Source organism: Luteolibacter yonseiensis, assembly GCF_016595465.1.
Lineage (GTDB): Bacteria > Verrucomicrobiota > Verrucomicrobiia > Verrucomicrobiales > Akkermansiaceae > Luteolibacter > Luteolibacter yonseiensis.
In genome coordinates, this window is record NZ_JAENIK010000011.1 from 672,645 (window position 1) to 699,189 (window position 26,545).

Annotated in this window: 26 protein-coding genes and 1 other RNA gene; 16 read left to right on the forward strand and 11 right to left on the reverse strand. The window is 60.2% G+C overall.

The features are described 5' to 3' along the window. Nucleotides 1-41: 41 nt before the first annotated feature. Nucleotides 42-353, forward strand: a complete 312-nt coding sequence (gene rplU, locus JIN84_RS12585; protein WP_200351390.1) for a 50S ribosomal protein L21 — start codon at nucleotides 42-44, stop codon at nucleotides 351-353. A gap of 28 nt (nucleotides 354-381) precedes the next feature. After that, nucleotides 382-639 (forward strand): 50S ribosomal protein L27, encoded by a 258-nt coding sequence (rpmA, locus tag JIN84_RS12590; RefSeq protein ID WP_200351391.1) that lies wholly within the window; start codon nucleotides 382-384, stop codon nucleotides 637-639. A gap of 155 nt (nucleotides 640-794) precedes the next feature. Here rpmA and JIN84_RS12595 read toward each other — a convergent pair whose 3' ends face one another. From JIN84_RS12595 to JIN84_RS12610, 4 genes are all read right to left on the reverse strand, one after another. After that, entirely contained in the window at nucleotides 795-2,060 is a 1,266-nt protein-coding gene (locus tag JIN84_RS12595; RefSeq protein WP_200351392.1) for an MFS transporter, read from the reverse strand. 84 nt (nucleotides 2,061-2,144) lie between these two features. Then, nucleotides 2,145-3,221, reverse strand: coding sequence for a Gfo/Idh/MocA family protein (locus JIN84_RS12600; protein WP_200351393.1), 1,077 nt, complete (start codon nucleotides 3,219-3,221; stop codon nucleotides 2,145-2,147). Between the two features lie 29 nt (nucleotides 3,222-3,250). Then, complete coding sequence (locus JIN84_RS12605; protein WP_200351394.1) at nucleotides 3,251-4,519, reverse strand: Gfo/Idh/MocA family oxidoreductase; 1,269 nt, start codon at nucleotides 4,517-4,519, stop codon at nucleotides 3,251-3,253. A gap of 30 nt (nucleotides 4,520-4,549) precedes the next feature. After that, the gene (locus JIN84_RS12610; RefSeq protein WP_200351395.1) at nucleotides 4,550-5,878 is read right to left on the reverse strand and encodes an MFS transporter; all 1,329 of its coding nucleotides are present in this window, start codon (nucleotides 5,876-5,878) and stop codon (nucleotides 4,550-4,552) included. Nucleotides 5,879-6,013: 135 nt separating this feature from the next. On the opposite strand from JIN84_RS12610, the gene JIN84_RS12615 reads away from it, so the two are divergent. After that, nucleotides 6,014-7,498: a rhamnulokinase gene (locus JIN84_RS12615; RefSeq protein WP_200351396.1), complete on the forward strand. Its 1,485-nt coding sequence runs from the start codon at nucleotides 6,014-6,016 to the stop codon at nucleotides 7,496-7,498. Between the two features lie 90 nt (nucleotides 7,499-7,588). Here JIN84_RS12615 and JIN84_RS12620 read toward each other — a convergent pair whose 3' ends face one another. Both JIN84_RS12620 and JIN84_RS12625 read right to left on the reverse strand, forming a co-directional pair. Further along, nucleotides 7,589-8,305 (reverse strand): type II secretion system protein, encoded by a 717-nt coding sequence (locus JIN84_RS12620; protein WP_200351397.1) that lies wholly within the window; start codon nucleotides 8,303-8,305, stop codon nucleotides 7,589-7,591. Nucleotides 8,306-8,388: 83 nt separating this feature from the next. Continuing rightward, nucleotides 8,389-10,137 carry an ABC transporter ATP-binding protein/permease gene (locus JIN84_RS12625; protein WP_200351398.1) on the reverse strand — a complete coding sequence of 583 codons (1,749 nt, stop codon included), beginning with the start codon at nucleotides 10,135-10,137 and terminating at the stop codon, nucleotides 8,389-8,391. Nucleotides 10,138-10,283: 146 nt separating this feature from the next. Between JIN84_RS12625 and JIN84_RS12630 the strand changes: the two genes are divergently transcribed. After that, nucleotides 10,284-11,663, forward strand: coding sequence for a phospholipase D-like domain-containing protein (locus tag JIN84_RS12630; protein WP_200351399.1), 1,380 nt, complete (start codon nucleotides 10,284-10,286; stop codon nucleotides 11,661-11,663). 10 nt (nucleotides 11,664-11,673) lie between these two features. Here JIN84_RS12630 and ffs read toward each other — a convergent pair. Both ffs and pyrE read right to left on the reverse strand, forming a co-directional pair. Beyond that, nucleotides 11,674-11,769: signal recognition particle sRNA small type (ffs, locus tag JIN84_RS12635), an RNA gene on the reverse strand. Nucleotides 11,770-11,914: 145 nt separating this feature from the next. After that, on the reverse strand, nucleotides 11,915-12,484 hold the full coding sequence (gene pyrE / locus JIN84_RS12640) for an orotate phosphoribosyltransferase (RefSeq protein ID WP_200351400.1): 570 nt from the start codon (nucleotides 12,482-12,484) through the stop codon (nucleotides 11,915-11,917). A 145-nt stretch (nucleotides 12,485-12,629) separates the two neighbouring features. Between pyrE and JIN84_RS12645 the strand changes: the two genes are divergently transcribed. From JIN84_RS12645 to JIN84_RS12680, 8 genes are all read left to right on the forward strand, one after another. Continuing rightward, nucleotides 12,630-13,343, forward strand: a complete 714-nt coding sequence (locus tag JIN84_RS12645) for a MotA/TolQ/ExbB proton channel family protein (protein ID WP_200351401.1) — start codon at nucleotides 12,630-12,632, stop codon at nucleotides 13,341-13,343. Continuing rightward, nucleotides 13,340-13,792 (forward strand): ExbD/TolR family protein, encoded by a 453-nt coding sequence (locus tag JIN84_RS12650; protein ID WP_234043451.1) that lies wholly within the window; start codon nucleotides 13,340-13,342, stop codon nucleotides 13,790-13,792. The genes JIN84_RS12645 and JIN84_RS12650 overlap by 4 nt, the downstream gene beginning before the upstream one ends. A 7-nt stretch (nucleotides 13,793-13,799) precedes the next feature. Continuing rightward, on the forward strand, nucleotides 13,800-14,582 hold the full coding sequence (locus JIN84_RS12655; RefSeq protein WP_200351403.1) for a hypothetical protein: 783 nt from the start codon (nucleotides 13,800-13,802) through the stop codon (nucleotides 14,580-14,582). Next, entirely contained in the window at nucleotides 14,563-14,802 is a 240-nt protein-coding gene (locus JIN84_RS12660; RefSeq protein WP_200351404.1) for a hypothetical protein, read from the forward strand. Before JIN84_RS12655 ends, JIN84_RS12660 begins: the two co-directional genes overlap by 20 nt. 203 nt (nucleotides 14,803-15,005) lie before the next feature. Further along, on the forward strand, nucleotides 15,006-15,236 hold the full coding sequence (locus JIN84_RS12665; protein ID WP_200351405.1) for a hypothetical protein: 231 nt from the start codon (nucleotides 15,006-15,008) through the stop codon (nucleotides 15,234-15,236). Nucleotides 15,237-15,415: 179 nt separating this feature from the next. Further along, nucleotides 15,416-17,215, forward strand: coding sequence for a translation elongation factor 4 (gene lepA, locus JIN84_RS12670; RefSeq protein ID WP_200351406.1), 1,800 nt, complete (start codon nucleotides 15,416-15,418; stop codon nucleotides 17,213-17,215). Nucleotides 17,216-17,341: 126 nt separating this feature from the next. Then, complete coding sequence (locus tag JIN84_RS12675; RefSeq protein WP_234043452.1) at nucleotides 17,342-18,073, forward strand: class I SAM-dependent methyltransferase; 732 nt, start codon at nucleotides 17,342-17,344, stop codon at nucleotides 18,071-18,073. Between the two features lie 542 nt (nucleotides 18,074-18,615). Beyond that, entirely contained in the window at nucleotides 18,616-19,656 is a 1,041-nt protein-coding gene (locus tag JIN84_RS12680) for an N-acetylmuramoyl-L-alanine amidase family protein (protein ID WP_200351408.1), read from the forward strand. A gap of 9 nt (nucleotides 19,657-19,665) precedes the next feature. Here JIN84_RS12680 and folP read toward each other — a convergent pair whose 3' ends face one another. Next, nucleotides 19,666-20,538: a dihydropteroate synthase gene (folP, locus tag JIN84_RS12685; RefSeq protein ID WP_200351409.1), complete on the reverse strand. Its 873-nt coding sequence runs from the start codon at nucleotides 20,536-20,538 to the stop codon at nucleotides 19,666-19,668. 53 nt (nucleotides 20,539-20,591) lie between these two features. Here folP and JIN84_RS12690 point away from each other — a divergent pair, with 53 nt between their 5' ends. From JIN84_RS12690 to JIN84_RS12700, 3 genes are read left to right on the forward strand one after another with little or no spacing between them, the layout of a single operon-like run. After that, nucleotides 20,592-21,143: a hypothetical protein gene (locus tag JIN84_RS12690; RefSeq protein ID WP_200351410.1), complete on the forward strand. Its 552-nt coding sequence runs from the start codon at nucleotides 20,592-20,594 to the stop codon at nucleotides 21,141-21,143. Nucleotides 21,144-21,161: 18 nt separating this feature from the next. Beyond that, the gene (locus JIN84_RS12695; protein WP_200351411.1) at nucleotides 21,162-22,469 is read left to right on the forward strand and encodes a hypothetical protein; all 1,308 of its coding nucleotides are present in this window, start codon (nucleotides 21,162-21,164) and stop codon (nucleotides 22,467-22,469) included. 40 nt (nucleotides 22,470-22,509) lie between these two features. Continuing rightward, a complete protein-coding gene (locus tag JIN84_RS12700) occupies nucleotides 22,510-22,785 on the forward strand; it encodes an acylphosphatase (protein WP_200351412.1) in 276 nt (91 codons plus the stop codon). A 40-nt stretch (nucleotides 22,786-22,825) separates the two neighbouring features. Here the strand turns inward: JIN84_RS12700 and JIN84_RS12705 are convergent, their stop codons facing one another. Then, complete coding sequence (locus JIN84_RS12705; RefSeq protein WP_200351413.1) at nucleotides 22,826-24,550, reverse strand: family 78 glycoside hydrolase catalytic domain; 1,725 nt, start codon at nucleotides 24,548-24,550, stop codon at nucleotides 22,826-22,828. 222 nt (nucleotides 24,551-24,772) lie between these two features. Between JIN84_RS12705 and JIN84_RS12710 the strand changes: the two genes are divergently transcribed. Continuing rightward, nucleotides 24,773-25,684, forward strand: a complete 912-nt coding sequence (locus JIN84_RS12710; protein ID WP_200351414.1) for an endonuclease/exonuclease/phosphatase family protein — start codon at nucleotides 24,773-24,775, stop codon at nucleotides 25,682-25,684. On the opposite strand, the gene JIN84_RS12715 is transcribed toward JIN84_RS12710, so the two are convergent. After that, nucleotides 25,670-26,542, reverse strand: coding sequence for an SDR family oxidoreductase (locus JIN84_RS12715; RefSeq protein WP_200351415.1), 873 nt, complete (start codon nucleotides 26,540-26,542; stop codon nucleotides 25,670-25,672). The genes JIN84_RS12710 and JIN84_RS12715 overlap by 15 nt on opposite strands. Nucleotides 26,543-26,545 lie beyond the last annotated feature (3 nt).

Sequence of the window (26,545 nt, forward strand, 5' to 3'; positions counted from 1 at the left end):
CCCGCCCACAGGGGTGGACCAACTTTTATTCCCATCCGGCCATGGCCTACGCAGTGATCAAAACCGGCGGTAAACAATACCGCATCCAAGAAGGCGACAAGTTCGACGTCGAGAAGCTCGACGCCGCCGTCGATTCAGAAATCCAGTTTGACGTCTTGCTCGTCGGCGAAGGTGATTCCGTGAAAATCGGTGCTCCTACCGTGGCTGGCGCATCCGTGACCGCCAAGGTCATCAACCAATACCGCGGACCAAAGGGCGTCGCCTTCAAGTTCAAGCGCCGTAAAGGTTTCCACAAGAAGATCGGCTTCCGCCGCGCACTGACCACGCTCGAGATCACCTCGATCGCAGGCTAATTCATCACCCCTTTCACCATCTACTTCCATGGCCCATAAAAAAGGACAAGGCTCCGTCAAGAACGGTCGCGATTCCCGCAGCAAGCGCCTCGGCGTGAAAAAGTTCGGCAGCCAGGCTGTCATCGCCGGCAACATCCTCATCCGCCAGCGCGGAACGAAGGTGCATCCGGGTCTTGGTGTCGGCATCGGCCGCGACCACACCCTCTTCGCCCTTATCGACGGCCGCGTGCAGTTCGACAAGGAAGGTCGCCGCGTGAACGTGGTGGCCCAAGCCGCTGCGAACTGAGATTTTCCAGATTCACTGAGAAGGCCGTTTCCATCTTGGAAACGGCCTTTTTTGTGTGTTTGCACGATGCTGGGAGGACGGTTCCTGATCTTGCGGATCACAGCGAACCTCACGTTTCAAATCCGGAGCTTCACCTGAAATTGTGTGAAATGGCATCACACCGTTTCCACGTCCTTGCGCTCCACCGCACGGATGAGACCGTTGTAGGCGAGGGTGCCGAAAAGGTAGAGTACGGCGGTCGTGAGAAAAACCTGCCAGTAGGGAAGGTGGTGGGTGCGGAGTGTCTCGAACATCCGTGCGGCCAGCCACCATGCGCCGCTCCAGATGGCTCCGCTGCACGCGCTCATCAGTTCGCGGTTGCGCTCGCCGACGTAGGACATGGATAGCTCGCTGGTGGACGGACCCGCCATGTTCATCAGTGGTTGCCGGAAGATGAAGCAGACCAGCGCGACGGGCAGCGCCCATGCCGCGTCTTTCCACAGCTCGGTAAGGCCCATCACCACGAGCATGAAGACGGCGGCGGATTGCACTCCGAGGATCGCGCCGCGCCAGCCGAGGCGCCGGCGGACTTCCGGGACGATGAGACCGGTGATGAACACCAACACGTAGCTGATCGAGCCGAAGAGCGAGTATTTCGCGGAGTCCAGTTGATAAACATGGCTGAAGAACAGATTGAGGAACTGGATGCTCAATCCCGCGCCGGTGGCGATGCAGAGAGTGGGCAGCAGGGCGCGGAGCAGCAATGGGAAGTCCTCCCGGTGGACATGCAGCCAGTGGCGTGCGGACTTTTCCGCGGGAACGGTGTCCGGAATGCGGGCGTAAAGAAAGGGAGCGCCCAGTCCGCAAACCGTGAGGACAAACAATGTGGAATGTTCGTTGAGCACGAAATGAAACGTCCCGAAATCCACCCGCCCGATGCTCTGGAGCGCGCTGGACAGGACTCCGCCACAAATGCTGGCCGCGCCCCACGTCGAAAAGAGCAGGCTCAGAGCCTCGCTGGACTGGTCCTTCGGAGCCAGGCGCAGCATCATGGGAAGACTGGCGACATTGAGGATCATTCCCGCGAATCCCATGGCGACGAAGCTTGTCGACGCGGCTTTCATGTAACCGAACTGCACCGTCTCAAGCGCGCACAACGCGGTGACGGGAAACAGGATGGAGGCGACGAGCAGGGGCTTGCGCAGCGGCTTGCCCCGCAGCCAAAGCCCGGCGGGCAGGGCGAGGAAGAAGGTGGCGAGGAAACGGTGCGAAGTGAGTGCCGCGATGGCGGGATCATCCAGACCCCGTTCCTTGAGAAAAAGGTTCAGCAGGAGGAACTGCGCGGTGTTGATGAGATTGATGAGAAACTGCGCGGCGGCGAAGACCAGCACGCACCTCGGCAGGATGCGGTATCTTTCCAACCAGGCTGGGAGTCGCGGCACGCGCGAAGACATAAGACGGGAAGACGGAAGACTCAAGACGAAGAGGGAAAACCCAAGCTTGGAAGCTGTGATGTTTTTCCGGGATTACAGCTCCACGGTTTTTCCCGTGCGGAAACTTTCGTCGGCGGCTTCCACGATGCGCATGGAGGAAAGGGCGTCCTGCATGTGGTCGGTGAGGTCGGTGTCCCCGTGGATGGCGTTGAGGAAAAACTCCTGCTCGCGGTGGCAGAGTTCGTCATGGTTCGGCTCGTCCGTCAGGCGCAGGATGTCATCGCTTTTCGCGAAGGTGCCTTCGGCAGTCAGGGTGGAGTGGTGGAGCCGCAGCGCCTGTGTCTGGGTGTGGGCGTCCACGTTCGCGCTCTGGCCTTCGGCGGCGGCCTTGTCCGCGACGATCGAGACGCAGCCTTTCGGTCCCACCACATCCTTCACGAAGAAGGCTACCTCGCTCATCATCGGGCCCCAGCCCGCTTCGTACCAGCCGACGGAGCCGTCCTCGAAGGTGACCTGCAGGTGGCCGTAGTTGATCTTCCCTTCCGGAAGTTCGTCGCTGAGCCGCGCGCCGATGCCGGAGACGCGGACCGGCTTCGAGCGGGTCATCTGGCACATGACGTCCACATAGTGCACGCCGCAGTCGATGATGGGAGAGATGGATGACATCAGGTTCTTGTGGGTCTGCCAGTTCGCTCCGGACGATTGCTGGTTCAGGTTCATCCGCATGACCAGGGGTTTGCCGAGGGTTTGGGCGACCTCGATGAATTTGATCCAGCTCGGGTGGTGGCGGAGGATGTATCCGATGACGAGTTTTTTTCCGGACGCGGTGGCCTTGGCGACGATGCGCTCGGCAGCCTCCACGGTTTCCGCCAAGGGTTTCTCGATGAAGACGTGGCACCCGGCGTCGAAAGCCGCGGAGGCATAGTCCGCATGGGTGTCCGGATAGGTGGAAATGGAAACGGCGTCTGGTTTCGAAACGCGCAGGGCCTCGTGGAAATCCGCGAATTCGGGATAGTTTCCACCCAGCCCGGCGTTCAGCGCGGCGCGGCTTTCCGGCGAGCGGGTGACGATGCCGCAGATTTCGAAGCCAGCGAGCGTGTGGTAGGCGAGGGCATGGGAGCGGCCCATGTGGCCGGCTCCGACGCAGAGAATTTTAACAGGTGACGGCATGGCGGAAGGGTGGAGGAAAGGAGGGGATCTCAGGCGTCGATTTTCCACGGCCCGCGCATCGGTTGGTGGATGAGCGCGTTCGCGGCGGGATCGTCGAACCTGAGGGTTTTCGGGTCGAATTTGAGGCTTTTGTTCAGGCGGTGGGCGGTGATGCCCATGTTCACCATGGTGCAGGACCAGAATCCGTTCTGCTCGTTCAGCGCGAATTTCTTGCGGGTGCGGACGGATTCGTGGAAATCGGTGATCTGGGGTTCCGGGTTCGGCAGCGCGTCGATCTTTTTCAGCAGATCCGGGATGTCCGACTGGAAGCCCTTGAAGATCTTCCCCTTCGGTCCCTCGATGTAGGCGGCGTTGGTTTCCTTGTTCGCGCCATCCAGCACGATCTTGCAGCCGTCCGCGTAGGTGAACTCGATGCGCCGCCAGGTTCCGACCGCATCGGAGTCCTGCGGGTCCGCGTCGATTTCCACGGAGATGGGGGCGGTGTCGTCCTTGCCGAGAATGTATTGTGCGGGATCCAGATAATGCTGGCCCATGTCACCCAGGCCGCCGCCGTCGTAATCCCAGTAACCGCGGAAGGAGGCGTGGGTGCGGTGCGCGCTGTAGGGTTTTTCAGGAGCGGGACCGAGCCAGAAGTTGTAGTCGAATCCCTCGGGCACCGGTTGCACCGGGAGATTGGTTTTTCCGGTCCAGATGCCGAGCTTCCAGTCGAAGCCGGTGACACCGGAGACGGTGATTTTCAGCGGCCAGCCGAGCAACCCGTGCATGGCGGCCTTCTTCAGCGGCTTCACGGGCGTCTCCATGCCGTAGAAATTGTCCTTGAAGCGGAACCACGTGTTGAGCCGGAAGACACGCTTGTTCGCCTCCACGGCCTTCACCATGGCCAGCCCTTCGCCGATGGTGCGGCTCATGGGTTTCTCGCACCAGACGTCCTTGCCGGATTTCGCCGCCGCGATGGCGATGAGCGCGTGCCAATGGGGCGGCGTGGCCACGTGGACGACGTCGATGTCCTCGCGTTTGAGGACTTCCCGGAAATCGTGATAGCCCTTGATGCCGTTCTGTTCCGCCCCGGCGTCGTTCATCCGCTGGTCCAGATGGGATTTGTCCACATCGCAGAGCGCGAGCAGGCGGCCGGGCATGTGAAGATGCGATGCGGAAATCCCGCCGCAGCCGATGATGGCCTTGGTGATTTCTCCGGACGGGGGCGTCTGGCCGTTCAGTCCCAGCAACCGGCTCGGGAGGATCTGGATCGTGGCGAGTGCCGCGATGGACTTGATGGTTTGGCGGCGCCCGGTGTTCATGATGATAAGACGTGGGATGAAACGCGGATCTTAGTGCTTCGCGTCATTTCCATCCGCGGACTTGTCCCAGAAGGCGGCGAAGAAAATGACGGCGATCACCGCGGCCATCCCGGCGGGCAGCAGCCAGAAGGTTTTCCACTGGGCGGAAGCGGATTCCAGCAACCTGGCATCCACCTCCGGCAGACCGACCGAAAACATCTGTCCGAGCTGTTGGCCGAAGGACAATTCCTGCGCCGGGCTCGCGGCCTTGATGGCGGCGGCAAGAGGAGCGTGATCCGCCACGCTTTTCGAGGCGGCGACCTGATAGCCGATGTACATCCCCACTCCCTGGGTGAAGAAAACCAGCATCGACTGGACCTGGTTGCGGACGGAAGCGGGTGCTTTCTTGTCCGCGTAGATGAATCCGGTGACGAAGAAGAAGTCGTAGCAGATGCCGTGCAGGGCGATGGCGATGAAAAGCATCCAGACGGTTTGGTCGGGCGCGCCGTAGGCGAAGAGGACGTAACGCAGCACCCATGCCAGCATGCCGATGAGGATCATGAGTTTCACCCCGAGCTTGCGGAAGAAAAACGGGATGAGCAGCATGAAGATGATTTCGGACATCTGGCCGATGCTCATGGAGGATGCCGGCTGCCGGAAGCCCATGTCCGAGAGGAAGATGGAGGTGGTGCTGTAGTAGTAGGCCAGCGGGATGCAGACCAGGGTGGAGCACAGGATGAAAACGGCGAAGGCCGGTTTCGTCAGCAGCTTGAAGGCGTCCAGCATGAAGATGGATGCCAGATTGATCGGCTGCCCCTTGGCGGGAGGAGGCGTGTGGGGGAGGAAAAAGGAAAACACTCCGAGCGCGAGGGAGGCGATGCCGCCGAGTGTGAAGATTTTCAGACTCGTGGACCATCCGAGGAAGCCGACGATGAGTCCGGCGGCGATCCAGCCGATGGTGCCCCACACGCGCAGCGCGGGGAACTTGCTTTGGTCGCTGATGTTCGCGAACGCGATGGAATTCCCCAGTCCGAGCGTGGGCATGTAGCAGAGCAGGTGGACGAGGAAGAGGTTTTTCACCATGCCCGCGTCACCTTTCGCGGCGAATCCGGGAACGGCCAGCATTGCGGCGCCACCGATGAGAAGCAGCACGCCCATGACTTTTTCCGATGGAAACAGGCGGTCGGCGATCAAGCCGAGGAAAAGTGGCGCGAGGATCGCCGCGATGGGAGCCGCGCCATAGGACGCTCCGATGATGGAAGCCAGGCCGTTCGCATCCAGACAGGCACCCAGGGTGACGAACCAGGCACCCCATAGGAAAAACTGCAGGAACATCATCACGGAAAGCCGACAGGTGATAAATGAGGTGGATTTCGACATGGGTAGGAATTTTCAAATGCAGACCAGCGCAAGCACCGCCCCGTGGCAAGGATCAATCCGGACTGCGTGTTTCAGTGGGCCGCCGATTCAGGATTGCATCATGACAAGGCATGAAAAACGATGCGCGTGAAACTCATGACAGCCGGAAAAACATTCATCGCCGTTGATCTTGGCGCGGGCAGCGGCCGCGTGATCGCCGCCACCACCGACCTTTCCACCCTGACACTGGAGGAGGTGCACCGGTTCGACAACCCGGGAACGGATCTGCCGGGCGGCTCGTTTTGGAATGTCATCGGACTTTACCGGGAAATCCTCGAAGGGTTGCGCAGGGCGGTGGCAAGGCATGGCGATGCCATTGTCTCGATCGGCATCGACACATGGGCCTGCGACTTCGGATTGATCGAAAAAGGAGGCGAACTGCTGGGCATGCCGCACCAGTACCGTGATGCCCGGTTCGAGGGCATGGCCGAGGCGATGCACGCGATCCTGCCGGAGTCGGAGATCTACGCGCGGACGGGCATCAAGACGAATTTTTACAACAGCTCGCTCCACCTGCTGGCGGAACTGCGGAAAAACAGTCCGGCGCTGGCGAATGCGGACAACCTGTTGTTCATTCCGGACCTGCTGGCCTACTGGCTTACGGGCAGACAAGCGGTGGAGCGGACCAACGCGTCAACCTCGCAGTTGCTGGATGCCGCCACCGGCGAGTGGGCGAGGGAGGTGATCCAGGCGCTCGGGCTGCCGGAGAAAATCTTCGGGAAAGTCGTGGCTCCCGGCACGGTGCTGGGACCGGTCCGTGAGGAGGTCGCCGCATTCATCGGCAGGGCGGGAATCCCGGTGGTGGCCTCGGCCTCGCACGACACCGCCGCCGCGGTGGCCGGCATTCCGATGGAAGGCTCTGAAAAACTTTGGCTCTCCTCCGGCACCTGGTCGATCATGGGCGTGGAAACGGACCGGCCCATCACCTCGGCGGAGGCGCTGGGCTATGGATTCTGCAACGAACTCGGCGTGGACAACACCGTCCGCTTCCTGAAAAACATCGGCGGTTTGTGGCTCATCCAGGAGTGCAAGCGGCAGTGGGAGCTGGACGGGGAGAAGCTGACCTACGCGGAAATGGCCTCGCTGGCGAATGAGGCGGAATCCTTCACCGCGTTCATTGATCCCGACGACGCCGTCTTTGCCAGCCCCGGCGAGATGCCTGCCAAGATCCGCGCCTGGTGTGAAAAATCCGGCCAAGCGGTTCCGCAGGACAAAGGGCAGGTTCTCCGGGTGGCGACCGAATCGCTGGCCCTCAAATACCGGGTGGTTTACGAGCGGATCCGCGAACTGACAGGCTCCTCGTATTCCCGTCTGAATGCGGGCGGCGGAGGCATCCAGAACGAACTGCTCAGCCAGGCCACCGCGGACGCCCTCGGCATCGAGGTGGTCGCAGGTCCCGTGGAAGCCACCTCGTGCGGAAATGTGATCACCCAGATGGTCGGCACCGGTGAACTTCCGGATTTCAAGGCCGGCCGGGACCTGATCCGCAGATCGTTCGAATTCCGGACGTTCGTTCCCGGCAATCAAGCCGCGTGGCAGGCGGCCTACGTGCGGTTCAGGGAGTTGTTGGCGGTGGTCTGACCCCGGCGGTGTGATACGCTCAAAAAGAAGGCCCGGCCGAAAAAATCGGACCGGGCCTTTGTCAGAAACGTCTGGCGGTGCGAACCACGGTTATTGCTGTGATCTCGGCATCAGATAGAGCTCGCGGCTGATGTATTCCTTCGGAGTCAGCGACTCGACGTGACCATCCACAAACAGGATCGGCAGCTTGTCTTCAACGAGCAGCTCCTTGGCCGAACCTTGTTGGAACTGGTTGATTTCCGCCTGCGTGTCGTAGCGGTAGCTGATCAGGGTGCCGGGAGCGACAAGCGGAGTGCGGGCTGGATCGGAGAGCACTGACAATGAAACGGGCACGGCCAGGAGGTCTCCTGTGGCTCCGCCGTTTTCCTTGGCTGCCTCCACATTCTCGGCGAGCATGGCGTTCATCGCGTAGCCCGGAGCATCAGGCTTCCATGCTTTGTATAGCGGGTTTTGAGCGAAAGGCTTCGTGGTTTCCCACCAGCGCTTGTCACGGAACTTGGCGACCGCGGTGTCCGGATTGATCTGTTGGAGGCAGACTTCCGTCCAGAGGAGTTCCACTTCGACTCCGTCCGAATCCTTGCCGAGGCCCTTGATCGGAGGCAGGGTCAGCGAGTGCTCGCCGGCATAAGCCGTGAGTGTCGGTGCGAACTGGCGCAGGTTCGAAAGGGATGCGGTGGCCTTCGCCTTGCGCTGGATACGCGGCAGGACCGCGAAGGAAAGTCCCGCAAGCGCGGCGATGATCACGATGACCACCAGCAGTTCCACCAAAGTAAATCCATTCCGTTTCATTCCACGCGGGGTTTTCATTAAACGAGGTGAAAGAATCCGGGCGGGTCCGTCGAGTTCAAAAATTTCGCCTGCCCGGATTTTTCCGTAAAACAAGCGATTCCTTACGTTTCCGTCACATTCTCGATTTTCCACGAACCGTCCCGGTCGAGAAGCAGCATGCGGTCATGAAACGGAATGAGCGTCGTGCGGTGGCCCACGCTGATGTAACCGATTCCGGATTCCTTGATGAGCGTGTAGAGGTCCTGTTGATTCTCCTCGTCGAGCGCGCTGGTGGCCTCGTCAAGGAACGCGAACTTCGGTTTTCTCAGGAAAAGGCGGGCAAAGGCGATGCGCTGCTGCTCCCCGAGGGAAAGCATGTGGTTCCAGTCCGCGACGCGGTCCAGATCCCCCTCCACACGATCCAGCACGCTGGCGAGATTCACGCTCTCGATGACATCGCGGATCTCCTCGTCCGAGGCTCCCCGGTCGGGGTAGGGGTAGTGGAGCTGGTCGCGCAGGCAGCCCTCCACCATGTAGGGGCGCTGGGGCAGGAACATGAGCTGGTCCGCGGCGGGGCGCTCCAGCAATCCGCAGGCACCGGGCCAGAGTCCTGCGATGGTGCGGAGCACCGAGCTTTTCCCGGTGCCGCTGGGTCCCATGATGATGAGGCTCTGGCCCTCGCGCAGCTCGAAGCTCAGTTTTTCCACCAGCGTCCTCATGACCACCGGGGTGCAGATGGTCAGGCCCTCGAGCTTGACGATGCGGCTGTTTTCCTCCGGTTGTTTGGTTTTTTCGTAGTTGATGCGCTGTTCCTCCGCATCGTGTTCGTCGAGTTCGTCCCACAGGCTGCCGAGACGCTGGACTCCTGCGAGATAGGCGCTGAGCCCGCCGAACTGGGTGATGATGAGGGAGACGGCGGTCAGGACGGTGGCGAAGGCCCCTCCCGCCTGGGTGACCACACCGAACTCCACCTCGCCCCGCATGTACATGGGGGCGACCACGGCGATCGGAAGGACCAGCGCGAGATAGTTGTAGCTGTTGGTGAAAAACGCCAGGTTGCGGTTGCGGATGATGATCAGGCGCATGTTGGTGACCGCCGCGGTGAGCCGGTTGAACAGGTCCAGATGCTCGCGTTTCTCACCCCGGTAGAACGCGATGGACTCCGCATTGTCCCGGACCCGCACGAGACCGTAGCGGAAGTCCGCTTCCTTCTCATATTGCTGGTAGTGCAGGCGCACCAGCTTGCGTCCGATGACGATGCTGATGGCCGTCCCCGCCACGGCGTAAACCAGGAGAATCGCAACCAGCTTGCCGGAAATGAGCCACAACACGCCGATGAAACTTCCCAATGTGACCAGTGAGTTCAGGGCGATGAGCATGAAGGAAAGCGAACTGGTGGTGAAATTCCTCACGTCCTCGCTGATCCGTTGGTCAGGATTGTCCACACTCTCGGAACCGAGCAGGCGGAAATAGGCGCGGTTGTTGAAGTAACGTTTCACCAGGTGCTGGGCCATCCACTCGCGCCATAGGAGCGCGAGCCGTTCCTCCACCCAGCGGTAGTAAACCCCGATCGGGATCGCCAGCAGGATGGTGCCGATGTATTTCCACAAGGTGTGCCAGAATTCCGTCGGATTCTTGCGGGTGATCGCGGTCATGAAATCCGCTCCCGCGTAGCTCATGAGCACCTGGACCGCCCCCGTGGCGAGGGCCAGGACCAGCAGGCTGATCAGGAATCCCCGCGCCTTGCGCCGGCGCTCGGAGGCGAAGAAGGCTTTGGAGATCTGCCAGAACTGGCGACGGGTGGTGGCCAGCGTCTGCCGCTTGTCATCCGCATCATCCAAGAGTTCTTTTTTTGAGTCCGAACGGTCCACTGGACGATGATGCTAAAGCGTGTGGCGTGGAAATGCATCAAGATTTATACGGGAAGCATCCCTTGCGGACTGGTCCCTATGGTGGTTAGCTGCCGGGCATGGGAGGAAGCCGGAGGCGGATTTATCGATATGGATGCTTGGTCGCCATGCCCTTGCTGCTGGATTCCTGTGGCAGCGGCTCATCGAATCTCCAGGCGACGGACATGTTGAGGGGCAGCGGGAATCTGGCGGGTTCCGCGTTCCGGGCCACGGCGGTGGCGGCCCTGCGCCAGCCTGTGACCACGACACGGCTGGGATTGTCGGTACTCTGGCACCGGCCTCGGGAGGTTATCAGCGGGAACGTGCCCTTCGAGGTGCTTCCGGAGCCGTTGACCGCGGAGGCGCCGGGTAGCGAGGAATTTGAAAAGCGGCTGGACCGCGAGCATTTCCCAAGGGCGAAGGCTGGCAAACTCAAGTGGCTGGTGGACGGACCCGGATTTTTCCCTGAATTCGACCGCCAGATGGCGGCGGCCCGCAAAAGCATCGATGTGCAGGTCTACATTTTCGACAATGACGACATCGCCGTGCGCTATGCGGATGCGCTCAAAAAGCGTGCGGGGGAGGTGAAGGTGCATGTTCTTTTCGACGACATGGGAAGTCATTTCGCCCAGACGGCGGCTCCGGAAACACCGGCTCCGGAAGGATTCTCGCCACCTGCGGACATGCATGACTATCTGCAGAAGGACTCCAGGCTCAGCGCCCGTCTCGTGTTGAACCCATGGCTGGTGGCGGATCATACGAAGCTGCTCGTTTTCGACCACCGGACCGCGATCCTCGGCGGGATGAACATCGGGCGGGAGTATTATTCCGAATGGCACGATCTCATGGTGAAGGTGGAGGGGCCGGTGGTGGAGTCCCTGTCCCGCGAGTTCACCCGTGCATGGCGGAAAGCCGGGCCGTGGGGGGATTTCGCGCTGTTCCGCAAGTCGGTCATCTACGGCAAGCCGAAGCCGGTGACGGGCGGAATCCCGTTGCGGATATTGCGGACGGATCCGGCGGAAGGCAAACGCCAGATCCTCGACGCCACGTTGCTCGCCATCCGTGGCGCGCGGAAACGGATATGGATTGAGAATCCGTATTTCGCCTACGATGACATCGCGCTGGCGGTGGCCGCCGCCGCGCGGCGCGGGGTGGACGTGCGGGTGGTGCTGCCGGCGCGTGGAGACTCGACGATCATGGATGTCGGGAATTTGTCCACCGCCCGCGATCTGATCCGTGCCGGAGCCAAGGTGATGCGGTACCCGAGGATGACGCACATGAAGGTGATGATCTGCGATGACTGGGCCTGCGTCGGCTCTGCGAACCTGGACACGCTGAGCATGCGCATCAATCGCGAGCTGAATCTCGCGTTTTCCCATCCCGCGACCGTGCGGGAGTTGGAGAAAGCCGTGTTCACGCCCGATTTCCGCCGTTCGCGGGAAATGACTCTGGCTGAGACCGACGCTTCCTTTTCCAGATTGGCCGAGGCCATCGCGGACCAGCTCTGAGCAAAAAAAGTGCCGCCAGGGAATCCGCGGCAAGCCCGGACAAACTACCGTTGCTCCGATCAAGGCCTGGCGGGGTTCGCTTGCCGAACCTCCACGGCCCCTGACAGCGCGGAGAGACAAAACCAGCGGGGCGGGGAGCGCAATGCATTTTTAGCAGATGTTCCGGTCGAGTCCGTGGATGGACCTTTCCTCGCGTGTTTTCTCAAGGTGGCCCGGCGTCTCCCGGATGAATTCCGCACGGAGCGTGCGGATCACTCGTCCAGCAGGGTGCTGCGGCTGAAGAGCGAGATGACGTGGATGCCGCGCGCTTCGATGGCCTGGCGGCCGCCTTCCTCGCGGTCCACTAGAACGAGGGCGAAGGCGACCTTTCCTCCCTCGCGCTCGATGGCGTCGATGGCTTTCAGGGTGGAACCTCCGGTGGTGATGACGTCATCCACGACGATGACATTCGCGCCCGATTTGAAATTTCCTTCGATCTGCTTGCCCGCGCCGTGGCCTTTCGGCTCCTTGCGCACGGTGAAGACCTGCAGCGCCTCGTCCGGGTGCCTGAGGGCCGAGGTCATTCCGACCGCCAGGGAAATCGGGTCCGCGCCGAGTGTCATGCCGCCGATGGCGTCGATCTGGAGCTGCTCGGAGTGGATTTTCGAGCGCACGGCGTGCCAGCCGAGATCGCCGATGAGGTTCGCGCCGAAGGGGTCGAGCGCGGTCATGCGGCAGTCGATGTAAAGATCGCTCTCTTTCCCGGAAGCGAGGGTGAAGGTGCCGGTGCGCACGGACTTCTGGAGCAGGAGATTCTTGAGGGCTGAGGCGGTGTGGAGCATGGCCCTAGTTGGAACTTCCGGCATCGAACTTGCAACATCGAACATCGGAGAGGCGGAGGGTGTCGGAGTGCTTCCCACGGGGTCCTTCCACCACACGTAGCTTTTGCTGGTCAGCGGGGCGGGGGACCGCATACGGTCTCCGCAGATGATTGCAGCAGGACTGATGGAACCTTCCGGCCTGATCGAGCAGGGTGGCCCGCTGGTGTGGGTGCTGCTGGGACTGGCATTTGTGGGTGTGGTGTGCGTGGTGGAACGGCTTTTCTTCTTCCACCGGGCCCGGGTGAATGTGGGAAACCTGCTTACGGGGCTGTCCCACCACGTCCGGCGGCGCGCGTTCGCGGAAGCCCTGCATGAGGCGGCGAGAACTCCCGGGCCGGTGGCGAGGGTGGCTCATGCGACCTTGCTGCGCTATTACCTGCCGAGGACGGACCTCCGCGATGTGGCGCAGGAGGCGGGGCAAATGGAAGTGCCCGCCATCGAAAAAAACATCAGGTCCATCCTTGGGGCCGCGTTGCTCGCTCCCCTTGTCGGCATGTTGGGGACGCTGGTGGGAATGTTGGAAACCTTTCAAAAGGTCAGCGAAAAGGGTGGTTTCACCGGTCCTGCCGAACTTTCCGCAGGGGTGTTCACCGCGCTGGTCACCTCCATCATCGGACTGACGGTCGCGGTGCCGCTATACCTGTTCTACCTTTATTTCCTCGGCCGGGCGAAGCGTCTGGTACACCGCATCGAGCGGGCGGGCATCGAAATGGTGCACCTCATCGCGGATGCGCGTGAGGAGGAGGAATTCGCGCCTTTCCGGGGAGAGGTGGCCGGTGCGAAAAAAACGGCGAAGCCACAGAAAGACCCGGTGGGATGAAGTTGGAAATGACGTTGCCCGAGCGTCCGGGATTCTTGCACGCGGTGCCGATACTGAACATTTTCGCGCTCATGCTGCTGTTTTTCCTGTTGGGACCGTCGATGGTGATGCAGTCCGGCGTGTCGGTGGACCTGCCTCCGTCGCGTTTCCAGATGGACCGCTACGACCAATCGCTCGTTGTAACGCTGGGGCCTGGCGACGGCGGGCCGCGGATTCACCTCGGTCGGGATGCGGTGACCCGCGAGGAACTGGCCGGACGGTTGGACAAGCTCCGTGAGGACGGCGTCCAAACCAAGGCGATCGTCCTGCTCCAGACCGACGCGGGCACGCCGGTGGGAGAGGAGCGCGAGGTGGCGGAGATGGTGGTCGGCAAGGGGTTCCGCATGGCATTGGTCGGAAAGACGGTTTCCGGCAAGGCGGATGTCGTCCCGAACACACAGGCGAAATAACGGGAGCATGACCGTCAAACCCCAAAGACCGGCGGGTGCGCCAGAATGGATCTTCCGGTGGCGGGGCGACCGGCAGCCGCTCTTCCCGAAACTTGTCGCCGTGGCTGTAGCAGCCTCGGCTTTCACCTTCCTCATCACGGTCGTGCGGGTGAAAGTGGATTCGCCCGAAAAAACCGCACTGCGGAGGGGATCGCTCATCTACTTTCAGAACGACGTGCAAGGCCGGACGATGGCGCTGCGGGCGAGCGAGGGCGGACCGTTTCCGTCCCGGTTCGAGCTTTCCCAATGGCAGGGGTTGCCGGCTCTGGAAGCCGCCGCGATGACCTCGGTCCGCTATCAGGCGCCTCCATACGTACCTGACTTGAAGGACATCAAGCCCCTGAATCTGGTAGGAACACTCCGGCTCGCGGCGCGTGGGGAATCGTTTTTTCCCGAGAATCGGGTAACCTCCCCCGGGACAACGCCGGTAGGGGAGATGAAGGTCGCCCCGTTCATTTATCCGCTTTCCGGGGTGGCTGGCGAAGTGTTGCCTGCGGAACTGCCCGCATTCACCGCGGAGGTTGACGCCGGGAAGTCTTCCACCTCCTGGCGGTTCCTTGTTCGCCTCAACGCCGCCGGTTCGGTGGCCGAATGTGTCTCATTGGAGAAGGGTGGGGAACCCGGTGCCGCTGAATTGGAGGCATGGCTCCAACGCATCATCTTCAAGGAGGATTTCACCAGGCCGAGCCGCTGGATTTCGGTGGGCATTGGCTTCACCAACCAACCCGCCGATGGAACTGACGCTCGCTGATCTTGTTATATACGTCACGTTCGGGGCGTTCATCGTCGTGGTGTTCATCGCCATGGCGTCGAGATACCTTCACAACCGATTGGAAAAACGTTCGTTGTCCCACCGCGTGATCTGCCGGCTCTGCCTTCATGCCTTCGAGGACACCAGCCACGTGAAAACCGTGAACTGCCCGGTCTGCGGCGCGACGAATGAAAAAGGCCGCAGTCGCAAACTCGGATGATGACATCGGCGGCGGATTGCTGTGGTATAATGCACGACACCATGCTGGAAAATGCAACGCGAAGTCACGAATGGAATGATGTTGATTTGAGGTAAGTTGTTCATAATTAATAACTTGTTTTGAATTTTGGCAGTTTGCATTGGAATTGCTGATCATTCGTTGGCGCTTACCGTTCCTACCGGCAGGCTGAAAAACCCATCTCCATGAAACCCATCATCTATCTCCTTTGTAATCTCGTCGTCCTCATCTACGGAATCCATGCGGCCGCGGTCCATGGTGGCACTCTCGCTTGGTTGATTGTCCTCACCTCAATTATTGTTGGCTTGGCAATCTCCGGAAAATTCGGCTTCGGCCCGGGACAGTTTCATAAAATCAGCTGGCGGCGGACTGCGTTGCACGGGCGGATCCGCCCTGTCGTCCACCGGCATTATTAGAGATATTCCGGTCTTGCCCATGAGGCGGTGCGAAATGGGTTGGAAACTGGACTTTTCCCGGTTTTTGGCTCCCGCGCGTTGATCTGTGGACACTTCCCGAGGGTTACTTGTCAAATTTTCGTGCCTTGTCGCCGGTTTCCTGCTTTCCCTCCCGGCGTCCACGATTTTTTCCACCGCCCATGTCCACCGAGCTGACCCGAAATTTCTCCATCATCGCCCACATCGACCACGGGAAAACCACGCTCTCCGACCGGCTGATGGGAGCGACGAATACCGTGGCCCAGCGCGACGAAAAGGCCCAGCTCCTTGATGCGATGGATCTGGAACGGGAAAAGGGGATCACCATCAAGTCCCACCCGGTCGCGATGGAATACAAGGCGAAGGACGGGATTGTTTATAAACTCAACCTTCTCGACACACCCGGGCACGTGGACTTCTCCTATGAAGTGGCGCGGTCGCTGGCAGCCTGTGAGGGAGCGATCCTGATGGTGGATGCGGCTCAAGGGGTGGAAGCCCAGACGGTTGCGAACCTGCATCTGGCGCATGAGCAGAATCTCGTCATCATTCCGGTTCTCAACAAGATCGACCTTCCTGCCGCGGATGTGGAAAAGTGCCGCAAGCAATTGGAGGACATCCTCGCGATTCCAGGCGAGGACGCGATCCCCGCTTCCGCCAAGGCGGGAATCGGCATCGAGGACATTCTCGAAGCCATCGTCGCCCGTGTTCCGGCCCCGGTGGAAAATCCTGACAAGCTGTTGCGTTGCTCGGTTTTCGACTCCATTTATGACACCTATCGGGGTGTGGTCTCCTACGTCCGGGTCTTTTCCGGCACGGTGAAGAAAGGCCAGCGCGTGAAGCTGATGCACACCAACAAGACCTACGAGGTGAAGGAGGTGGGTGTTTTCACTCCCAAGATGAACGCTCGGGAGAAGCTTGTGGCGGGGGACGTCGGCTACGTCATCGCCAACATGAAATCCGCCGATGAGGCGAAGATCGGCGATACCATCACCGACAACACCCACCCGTGTCCCGAACCGCTTCCCGGTTACAAGGAGATCCAGCCGATGGTCTTCTCCGGCATTTATCCGGTCGAGTCCTCGGACTATGAGGCGCTGAAGGCTGCGATGGGCAAGCTGCAGATCAACGACGCCGCGTTCACCTACGGCTCGGAAAGCTCCACCGCCCTCGGCTTCGGCTTCCGCTGCGGATTCCTCGGCCTGCTTCACATGGAGATCATCCAGGAGCGCCTGCGCCGCGAATTCAACATGGACGTGATCTCCACCTATCCGTCCGTGATCTATCAAGTCACGCTCACCGATGGCACCGAGCTCATCGTGGACAACCCGACACTCTTTCCCGAGCCGCAGACCATCCAGGAAATCCGCGAGCCCATCGTGAACGTCTACATCATGGTTCCCGGGGAATACATCGGGGACATGATGCAGCTCGTGCTCGAAAAGCGTGGTGACGTCACGAATACCGAGACCATCGACGACATGCGCGTCATGCTTTCCTGCGTCCTTCCCCTTTCCGAAATCCTGGTGGATTTCAATGACAGGCTCAAATCCATGACCCGCGGATATGGCTCCATGGATTACGAACACGCGGGCTATCGTCCTGCGAAAATGGTCAAGATGGACATGCTCATCGCCGGTGATCCCGTTGAAGCGTTCTCCACCATCGTCCACCGCGACAAGGCCGAGTCCTATGGCCGCGTGCTCGCCGGCAAGCTCAAGGACGTCATTCCGTCCCATCTTTTCGTTGTCGCCATCCAGGCCGCCGTCGGCGGGAAGATCGTCGCCCGTGAATCCATCTCCGCGATGCGGAAAAACGTCACCGCCAAGTGCTACGGGGGCGACATTTCCCGGAAGCGCAAGCTGCTCGAAAAGCAGAAGGAAGGTAAGAAGAAGATGAAGATGTTCGGCAAGGTGAACATCCCTCAGGACGCGTTCATCAAGGTGCTGAAGTCGGGGGATTGATGGAGGGGGGTGGCCACCTCGGAGGAACAGAGGTTGGCTGATTCCACTTGCAGGCTCTGATCTGAAGTATTCAAATCAGCTGGAATTCAGAAAGTTGGCGTGTTTCGCTCAAAAAGAAAAAATCCGATGATTGAAAAAATAAAAAGGATGCTCGGAGCATTTCAAAAGAGTTCTAAATATGAAGCCGGCGAACGCCATTGCCCGCTTTGTGATAAAAGCTCGAAAACTTTCAGTGAATATGGAGTAGTCCCCCGCAAGGATGCCCGATGCCCTCACTGCGGCTCTCTTGAACGGCACCGTCTCGTCTGGCTTTATCTTTCCAGAAAATCAAAACTACTCACCAAGCCGCCGCGCAGGGCGCTGCATATTGCTCCTGAGGGCATTTTGGAACGAAAATTCCGTCCGCTGATCGGAAAGGGGTACATAACGGCCGATTTGCTTGTTTCGAATGTGGATGTGAAGATGGACATAACCGATATCCAGTATCCTGACGAGTCTTTCGGCTTCATCTATTGCAGTCACGTCTTGGAGCACGTTCCGGATGACCGTAAGGCAATGCGAGAATTCCATCGCGTTCTAACCCGGCACGGAATTGCGATTTTATTGGTGCCGATTACTGCGAAGGAAACGGTTGAGGACCCATCGGTTGAAGATCCGAAGGAGAGGCTCCGTCTTTTCGGTCAGGAAGACCATGTCCGCAGATATGGGCCGGATTACTTGTCCCGTTTGGAGGAAGAAGGATTTGTGGTGAAAAAAATAAAGAGGAACGATTTTTTAACTCCAAGGGAAATTGGCGAAATGGGCATTACGGCGGCGGCTGGCGAATTATACATATGTAAGAAAGGCCCGAAATCATGACAGGTGTGACTGAAATTGGAGTCCGGGATCTTGCCGCCGATGTCCCGGTTTTATCATGAGAATGAAATCGATCGGACCCGCTTTCGATCCCAGATGAAATTGACGCTGGGTCGCCGTGCTTTGTCGCATTTGATCCAAAATTCCCGGAAGGATCCTGGAGGGGGAACTTCGGATGATCTCGCACGGTGTCGGAAGGGTTGGAATTTCCGTGCGGTACGGCGGCAGTCCCGGTCGCGAGGGGAAGAGATCTCCCATTCCGCCTGACCGCAGCTCAAATCGGGTGCCGGGCCGTTGCTTGTCCCGGCGGCAGGAGAGTATCGCCTGATCGGGCCGGTAGTTTTCTCCGGCATCCATCCCGACGGGGAGCCCGACCATCAGGCTCTCCATGCCGCTGTCGGGGGGATATTTTTCCGGTTTGGTCCATTTTCCGCTAGAAATCCCCGGAAGCGGCCCGGAGACCGCCGTATTGGCAGACAAATCCGGTTGTCATCCGTTTTTTGAATGGATAGACTCCTTCAAAACCCGTGCCGCCTTACTCTCCCATGGAACATCCCTCGCGATCCGGCTTCCGATTGCGGTCCTTGTTCGCGAGCCTGCTGCTCGCGGTGACGATGCTTGGCCCGGTTCCAGCCGCTCCGGCCCCGGCGGCATCGAAGTGGAACATCACGAAGATCGACGGCCGCTCGTATGTTTCGGTGGATGACATCAAGAGCTTCTACAATTTCACCAAGATGTCCCGTTCCGGCGCCACCGTCATTCTTGAGAACGCCAAGGTCGAGATGCAGTTGAAGGTGGGCGGGACGGATTGCCTGATGAACAACGTCAAGTTTGTCTTCAGCCAGACCATCGCGGCCCAGGGAGACAAGATCTACGTCTCGCAGATCGACCTCGCGAAGCTCATCGATCCCGTGCTGCGGCCGAATTTCATCCAGAATGCCGGGGATTTCCGTACGGTGGTGCTCGATCCCGGCCATGGAGGGAAGGATCCCGGTGCCACGAACGCTCTGGGCACGGAGGCCAGATACAACATCAAGGTGGCGGAAATCGCGAAAAAGCAATTGGAAGCGAGAGGCTTCCGGGTGGTGATGACCCGCACTACGGATGTCTACCAGTCGCTGCAGGAACGCGTGGATTTCGCGAACGCGGTGAAGGAGGATGCGATCTACGTGAGCATCCACTTCAATTCCGGTGGACGTTCCGCCCGTGGCATCGAGACATTCACCCTTTCTCCGCCGGGCATCTCCCATTACGGATCCGGTTGGAAGGCTTCCGACAACCAGGCGCGGGCTGGAAACGAGCATGATTCGGCGAACATCGCTCTCGCCACCTCGGTCCATGGTTCGATCCTGCGCCGGCTTGGAAAAAACACCCTCGACCGCGGCATCAAGCGTGCCCGGTTCAGCGTGCTCTCGGGGGTGCGTCACCCGGCGATCCTTCTGGAGGGTGGTTTCATGAGCCATCCTTACGAAGCCAAGCTGATCGACAACGGCGCCTATCAGAACGCCATCGCCACGGGCATTGTCGAGGCCATCGCGAAATATCGTTTTGCCGTCGGCAACGTGAAGGCGGTGCCGAGGAACTAAACGCGTCTCCTATGGTCGGGTCACAGGTGGCCGCGCATCCGCCACGGTTCCATTCAGGATCGCCTCCGTCATTCTCAGGGCCTCCACATTGGGCCGCACCGCATGCACGCGGTGCAGCATGATCCCTTTTTCCCGTGCGTTCGCGGTGATCGCCACCGTGGGCCACTCGCGGTCCGTGAGGCTGTCACTTCCCAATATTCCTGCGATGAAAGACTTGCGGGAGACTCCCAGCAACAGCGGTCTTTCCTCCACGGAAATATCCCCAAGGGAACGCAGCAGCGCCAGATTGTGTCCGAGCGTTTTTCCGAAACCAATGCCAGGGTCGAAACACAGGGCTTCCTTCGCGATACCCGCGGCTGTCAGCGTGCGGAACCGTTCTTGGAAAAATGCCCGCACCTCGGCCACCACATCTTCGTAGCGGGGTGCCGCCTGCATCGTTTGCGGGCGGCCCTGCATGTGCATCACCACCACGCCGCAACCGCTGCCGGCGCATACCTGCGCCATTCCGGCATCCGCCAGCAGGCCGCTCACGTCGTTCACGATGTCCGCGCCGGCTTCCAGCGCCGCCTTTGCGACTCCGGCCTTGGAGGTATCGATGGAAATCAACCCATCCCATGCGGCACGCAACCGGCGGATGACCGGCACCGTGCGTGCGATTTCCTCGTCCTCCGGCACCGCGGCGGCTCCCGGGCGCGTGGATTCGCCCCCGATATCGATCAGGTCCGCACCCTCGGCGATCATCCGGAGGGCGTGGGAGTGGGCCGTTTCCACCGCAAGATGTTCGCCTCCGTCGGAGAACGAGTCCGGAGTCACATTGAGGATTCCCATCACCCGCGCCTGGTGCGAGAGGTCGAGCGTGAGGCGGCGGGTTTTCCAGATCATGGGGTGAAATTGGCGGCTTGCAGTTGCGGGGCGAGGTGCTTAGTTTGCCGCCTATGAACTTGCTGGCAACTTGCAAAACCGGACTTCTCGCCTTGGGGCTGTTGTTGTCCCTGCCGTGCCACGCGGCGGAAGTGGAGGAAACCATCGACGGGCCGAATGTCCGGAAGATGAAACACGAGGACGGTTCGGAGTCCATCTTCGTCCGCAGTCCGGACAGCAAGACGCTCACGAAAAAAACCCGTGTCAACGGAGTCGTGACCATGGTCACCACCTACAAGATGGATTCGAGCGGCAACCCGCTCGGTTGCAAAATCAAGGATGGGCAGGGCAACGAGCTTTTCAAGGTATCCTACGGCTACCACAAGGTGACCGGGCTGCTTGTTTCCGAACTGATGTTCGACGCGCGGGTCAAGCGCACCCGTGACGGAAAGGAGATCCCGGTGCAGGAGATCAAGTATCTCTACGATGCGGAAGGCAAACGCAGCGCTCCCATGGCCTTCAACTATCTTCCGGGCAAATATTACGAGGAGGTTTTCGGAAAAAAATCCACCGCTCTTGAAGGGGATCCGTTCAAGCAAACCGCTCCTTCGAAGAAGGGCCGCTGAAGTCCAACGATTTCTTTCGTGCCCTCACCCCAGACCCTATTGCCCTGGCTGCTCGGCGGAGTCATCGGAGCGGCAGGTATTCTCCAAGGACTGCATTGGCGCTCCAGTGCCGCACCGGCGGATCTTTCCGGGCTTGAAAACCAGCTCCGCATCGCAGGCGAGGAGAATGAGATGCTCAGGCGGGAGAACGAGTCGCTCCGTTCGCTCGCGCAAGGCGGTGGCGAACTTTCCGTGCCGCAGGAATTCATCGATCGTGCGGAGAAGGAATCCGGTCTTCGTTTCATTTCCTCTCCGGTGCTCCACCGCCTGGCGTCGGAGGAACTCCGTGACAGGATCACCGCCGCCATCGAGAGCGAATTCGGTCCGGCAGGCATCGATGATCGTCAGGAAGCCTACAAGCACATCGGCTGGCTCAGGCCGGACGATGATCTCCTCGCGCAGCTCTCCGCCGTGCGGGCGGTCGGGGCGTTGGGGTGGTTTGACGAGGTCACCGGCGAGGGGTGGGTGACGGATCGGGTCGATCTGAAGAACATCCCGGACCAGGCCGTGCTTTTGCGGCTGCTCACCCGTATCGTGCTGAATCAACATTTCCCGCCGCCGCCCGCCTACCCGGGCGACGACGCGGCGCGGGCGAGGGAGGCGGTTCATGAAGGTGCCGCTGCGGGTGCTGAAGCACGTTTTTATGCGGCGAGCGCCCAAACCATCGGCTTCATGCCCATGAAGGAAAACGCGGAGCTCGGACTGCTTGTCGCCAGCCTCCCGCCTTTCATGCAAACGCTCACGCGGTTTCCCCTCACGATCGGCAAGGGACTGGCGGATTCCGCGCACGTCCAAGGCAATGAAAAATTCCAGGCGCTTTTCCGCAATCCGCCGCGGACGACGCGGTCGATCCTGCATCCTCTTGAGTCCGCGCGCGAGGCTCCGGTATTCGAGCTTCCCGCCACACCCGAGGACGCCTTTCTCACCGAGTCGGGCGGTCTCCTCGGGCTGCGTTCCTGGCTCGAACTCGGCACCGAGCCGGGCGCTGCCGCCGAAATCGCGTCCGCATGGCAGGCCGACCGTTATGTATTGTTTCCAGATGGCGAGGCGTCCACGGCGGTTTTGTGGGAGATCGAAATGAGCGATGCCGGCGCGGCGGATCGCTTGCAAGAGGTCGCGCTGCGGATCGTCGCCGGCCTGGCAGGCCGGAAGTCTCCCGCGAAACCCGGCCAAAAAGTCACCTCATCAGACAAGCGCCACCTCCTGCTCACCCGGCCATCTCCCACGCGCATTCGTTTTCTCAATACATTCGAGCCCACGACGGCAGACGCGCTTGGGGGCAGGTGAACCCTTCCTTGAACCCAACCGCCCATTTTCAAAGTTTTCCATGATCGCCAAACAAGTCATTTTCGAAGGCCGGGTGCAGGGTGTCGGATTCCGCTACACCGTGAAAGAACTGGCGCGCGGTTTCGATGTGTGTGGCTGGGTGAAGAACCTCCCGGACGGTACTGTCGAACTGCAGGCGATGGGCGAGAAGGACGAACTGGAGTCGTTCATCAGGGAAATCGCGGAAGAGTCGAACGTCGCGCACCACATCAGGAATCTGACGGCGGTGAAGATCCCGCTTCTGGAAAACTGCCGGGGATTCAGCATCGAGAGATGAACAGATCGGGCGAAGCCATCTCCACGGTTGTCCGCGCTGGTCACGGATTCCGTGTCTCCAATGAAACCTTGCCTGAGACATCTTGCGCCACCACCCACCATGGGCCCTCGCGGTAGGCCATGACAGGTTTACCATCAGATAAAACGCCATCGGATTTTTCACCTGCGGGAAGTCTGACCCGGGCGCTTGATCCGGGAGGAAGAGAGAGTGTGAGCTTGAATGTCCCGCCATTCTCCCAGCGGACGTGAAGCGGGCCGCGCGGAGTTGGAATTTTTCCTCCCGCATTTTTCAGGTTGCCGGGATTTGGAGCGATGCTCACACGAGTCCAACCGGGTGCCAGGGGGTATGCGCCGAGAATGTAGCGCGGAAACAGGTTCGCGGGCGCGGCTCCCCAAGCGTGATTCCAATCCTGGTTCGGTTTATATTTTTGATCCCAAGCTTCCCAGGTAATGGTGGTGCCGCTGTCCAGCATGTGTTTCCAACTGCGGTCGTTGGGCGCGGTGATGAGCTCGATGGCCTGGGCGGCCGCGTCATTTTCAAAAAGTCCTTCCAGCAGATATTGTGCTGCGTAAACCGAGCATGCCATGCCGCGCCCTCCAAGCCAGCGGACAATCTTTTCCCGACAGTCCGGCGGGACGACTCCGAAAGCGATTGGAAAGAGATTGGCATGCAAGGACGCATGATCCGTGCCTTCCCCGTCCCGATAAAGACCACGCGCCGGATCAAAGAGCACCCTGTGGAACGAGGCGCGGGCCGTCATCAGATTTTGTTCATAGTAGGCGGCGTCCCCCTCTCTTTCCAAGGCGCGGGCGAGTTCCGCCATGCAGGTGAGGCCACGCAGGTGGAAGGCGTTCATCACCGTGTTCACGGGTTTGAATACATGGCCGTCGCGCTCACCCGCGGGCCAGTCCACGAGATCGTTCTTGATCTCATCTTTGGGAGTGACGATCAGCCCGTCGGCCCGTGCATGCCTGAGATGGAGTTTCCCTTTCAGCCCGGGGTAGCGGGCGGCGAGCCATTCGACATCTCCTGTCCACATCCAGTCGGCGTGCGCCATGAAGATCATGTGCGTGGCCCATTCCGTCGGCCAGGTGGGATATTTCATCAGGCGGTCGAAGGTATCGCGGGCCATTTCGATGTCCCCCTCGGTGTAATAGTGGCTGAGCTGGTTGAGATAGGCGTCACCCTCGTAGGCGATACGCTCGCGCTCGCCATCCACATAAACGCCGGCGAAGGTGGTCGCCTTGATGGAATACTTGCAAAGTTCCCAGATACGGTTGAGTGATTCGTCGGATGAAACGAATGACGAGGCATCCTCGTCCCAACTGCTGGAAAAACCGGAGCGTCGAGTGATGTCCTGTGGTTTCATTTCCCCGGTCCATCCTTCGATTTCGATCCAGCGGAAGGGGATCAATACGCCGAATTCCGTCGGTGTGAGAACCGCCTCGGGCTGTTTGGTGTTCCGGGCATCGGCGGCGGGGGCGACGATGAGGGGCTTGTTTCCCTTGAGCTCCACCTCCGTAGCCGCATACCTCACGCTGCCCGGCGGGGTCCGGTTGATGCGTCCGCCGGCGGATGCCTCGCCGAAGTGAACGATGATTTTTTTTCCACTGCCACCCGGCGGAGGAGTGATCTGCAAGTTTCCAAAAGCCACTTTTCCGAAGTCGACCAAGATGGTGTTCTGATCCACCGGACTGATTCGCACGGGGGCCTCGTCCACGAGACTCACAGGCGCGCTGTAGGCTTGGGGCAGGACAGCAAACATCAGAATGGCGATAAAATGGGCGCTACGGCGCCGGCGGAAGTTCATGACCGGCAGTCTTGGTGGAATCACGAGGCGAGGCAAGAACACGCGGAATCCCATAAATGGGGGATGCGTGCCACCCGGGTGTGTTTTTCCAAATCGCCCTTTCCCTTGGCGTCGGCTGATCTAGCGTGACGGGAATCTCCGATGAGTCCGTGTTTCCAATGCTCCGTCTTTTTCCTGATGATGATCTGTCTGTCCGGTTGCCAGCGACGCCGCGTGTTCGAAACCCCGAAAGCGGTTCCCGTGAGAGAGGACGGTGCCCTGGAACTGCGGTTGATGAGTTTCAACGTGCGTTATGAAAATCCCGGAGACCGCGAATCCAGGTCATGGCGCAAGCGAGTGGTGGGAGCGGTTTCGATGATCCGCAGGGAACGGCCGGATGTCATCGGCATCCAGGAAGCGCTGCATGGTCAGGCTGCGGACCTATGGGCATCCCTGCCGGATTACGAGTTTTTCGGAGTGGGCCGTGATGACGGAAAAATGGCGGGCGAATATGCCGGAATCTTCTACCAGCGGGACCGGTTCGAGCCGGATTCGACGGACTGCGGAACCTTCTGGCTTTCCGACACTCCGGAAAAGGAGGGTTCGAAGTCCTGGGGAAATGAAATTCCCCGCGTGGCGGCGTGGCTCCGTCTGGTAGACCGTGCGACAGGGCGAGGATTTTACGTCATGAACACGCATTGGGACCACCGGAACCAGCCATCGCGGGAGCGCGCCGCCTTGTTGATCGCGCGGCGGATCGACGCCCGGAAGCACGCGGAGGAGCCGGTGGCATTGGTGGGGGATTTCAACTCGATGGAAAACAATCCCGGGCTGATCTATCTGACGGGCCGGAGCGGGCCGCTGGCGGGCTCGACACAGGCCTGGTCCCACGGATTGGCGGACACCTATCAATCGCTGCACGCTGCGGAAAAAAACCGGCGGACGCTGCATTTCTGGAGCGGCCGCAGGGACGGGTTGAAAGTGGATCACATTCTTGTTAGCAAGGGAGCGAGGATCGCCTCCGCGGAGATCGTTTCCCAGGACAAGCCGGAGGTTTCGGACCATTTCCCGGTGACCGCACGGGTGATATTTCCGTCAACACGCCCCTGAACAACGGGACCTGACATATTCGACAAGCGCCTCCCGCCAGAGCCTCGGCGGATGACCAAGCAGGCCGGCGAGGCGGGATGTTCCCATGGCCGTGAACCTGGGCCGTGGGGCGCGGAACGACCGCATTTCCGCGAGAGACTGCCGTCCGATGCCAGGCAACGAGGAAATGACACCGCAGGCCAGCATTTCCTCCACCACTGCGGCGGCCATGTCATGCCAGCTCACCGGTTCGCCGGAGTTGCAGGCATGCAGCACGCCGGTGGCGTGCTGTGAGAGGATGTGCTCCGTCCATTGCGACAAGTCGCTGGTGAAGGTGGGTAATGAAAATTTATCGGAAATCGCGGCCAGCGGCTGTCCCGCGAGCGCGGCTTCGAAAATCTGATCCACGAATGATGTTTTTTCCGGGCCGAACACCCATGACACGCGGATCACGCCATTTCCAGGCCAGGCGAGAACCGCATCCTCGCCAGCCAATTTGCTGCGGCCATAAGCGCTGAGAGGGTGGGGGATTTCCTCCTCGTCGCGCAGGCCGGGATCTTCACCGGCGAAGACATAGTCGGTGCTGAAGTGGTAGACACGGACGTTCCGTGCGGCGGCCCACGACGCGATTTCGGCCGGAGCATCTGAGTTCACCCGCCGCGCGAGCTCCGGATGGTCCTCGCACATTTCCAACGAGGTGATGCCCGCCGGGTTCAGAAACACGTCACACTCAAGCTGCTCCAGTGCGGAAGCCAAGGAACGGGGATCCGCGAGATCGCATATGCTCCTGGGCAGAGGAACGATCTCGTGGTTTGGGGAAAAGTGCCGCACAAGCGCGGCACCCACGCGGCCGGTGGTTCCTGTGACCGCGATTTTCATGGG

Bases quoted from the DNA above. Each gene is read 5' to 3' on its own strand.
- rplU (WP_200351390.1), top strand. From the start codon at position 42: ATGGCCTACGCAGTGATCAAAACCGGCGGTAAACAATACCGCATCCAA.
- rpmA (WP_200351391.1), top strand. From the start codon at position 382: ATGGCCCATAAAAAAGGACAAGGCTCCGTCAAGAACGGTCGCGATTCC.
- JIN84_RS12600 (WP_200351393.1), bottom strand. From the start codon at position 3,221: ATGCCGTCACCTGTTAAAATTCTCTGCGTCGGAGCCGGCCACATGGGC.
- JIN84_RS12605 (WP_200351394.1), bottom strand. From the start codon at position 4,519: ATGAACACCGGGCGCCGCCAAACCATCAAGTCCATCGCGGCACTCGCC.
- JIN84_RS12610 (WP_200351395.1), bottom strand. From the start codon at position 5,878: ATGTCGAAATCCACCTCATTTATCACCTGTCGGCTTTCCGTGATGATG.
- JIN84_RS12615 (WP_200351396.1), top strand. From the start codon at position 6,014: ATGACAGCCGGAAAAACATTCATCGCCGTTGATCTTGGCGCGGGCAGC.
- JIN84_RS12620 (WP_200351397.1), bottom strand. From the start codon at position 8,305: ATGAAAACCCCGCGTGGAATGAAACGGAATGGATTTACTTTGGTGGAA.
- JIN84_RS12630 (WP_200351399.1), top strand. From the start codon at position 10,284: ATGCCCTTGCTGCTGGATTCCTGTGGCAGCGGCTCATCGAATCTCCAG.
- pyrE (WP_200351400.1), bottom strand. From the start codon at position 12,484: ATGCTCCACACCGCCTCAGCCCTCAAGAATCTCCTGCTCCAGAAGTCC.
- JIN84_RS12645 (WP_200351401.1), top strand. From the start codon at position 12,630: ATGATTGCAGCAGGACTGATGGAACCTTCCGGCCTGATCGAGCAGGGT.
- JIN84_RS12650 (WP_234043451.1), top strand. From the start codon at position 13,340: ATGAAGTTGGAAATGACGTTGCCCGAGCGTCCGGGATTCTTGCACGCG.
- JIN84_RS12655 (WP_200351403.1), top strand. From the start codon at position 13,800: ATGACCGTCAAACCCCAAAGACCGGCGGGTGCGCCAGAATGGATCTTC.
- JIN84_RS12660 (WP_200351404.1), top strand. From the start codon at position 14,563: ATGGAACTGACGCTCGCTGATCTTGTTATATACGTCACGTTCGGGGCG.
- JIN84_RS12665 (WP_200351405.1), top strand. From the start codon at position 15,006: ATGAAACCCATCATCTATCTCCTTTGTAATCTCGTCGTCCTCATCTAC.
- lepA (WP_200351406.1), top strand. From the start codon at position 15,416: ATGTCCACCGAGCTGACCCGAAATTTCTCCATCATCGCCCACATCGAC.
- JIN84_RS12675 (WP_234043452.1), top strand. From the start codon at position 17,342: ATGATTGAAAAAATAAAAAGGATGCTCGGAGCATTTCAAAAGAGTTCT.
- JIN84_RS12680 (WP_200351408.1), top strand. From the start codon at position 18,616: ATGGAACATCCCTCGCGATCCGGCTTCCGATTGCGGTCCTTGTTCGCG.
- folP (WP_200351409.1), bottom strand. From the start codon at position 20,538: ATGATCTGGAAAACCCGCCGCCTCACGCTCGACCTCTCGCACCAGGCG.
- JIN84_RS12690 (WP_200351410.1), top strand. From the start codon at position 20,592: ATGAACTTGCTGGCAACTTGCAAAACCGGACTTCTCGCCTTGGGGCTG.
- JIN84_RS12700 (WP_200351412.1), top strand. From the start codon at position 22,510: ATGATCGCCAAACAAGTCATTTTCGAAGGCCGGGTGCAGGGTGTCGGA.
- JIN84_RS12705 (WP_200351413.1), bottom strand. From the start codon at position 24,550: ATGTTTGCTGTCCTGCCCCAAGCCTACAGCGCGCCTGTGAGTCTCGTG.
- JIN84_RS12710 (WP_200351414.1), top strand. From the start codon at position 24,773: ATGATGATCTGTCTGTCCGGTTGCCAGCGACGCCGCGTGTTCGAAACC.
- JIN84_RS12715 (WP_200351415.1), bottom strand. From the start codon at position 26,542: ATGAAAATCGCGGTCACAGGAACCACCGGCCGCGTGGGTGCCGCGCTT.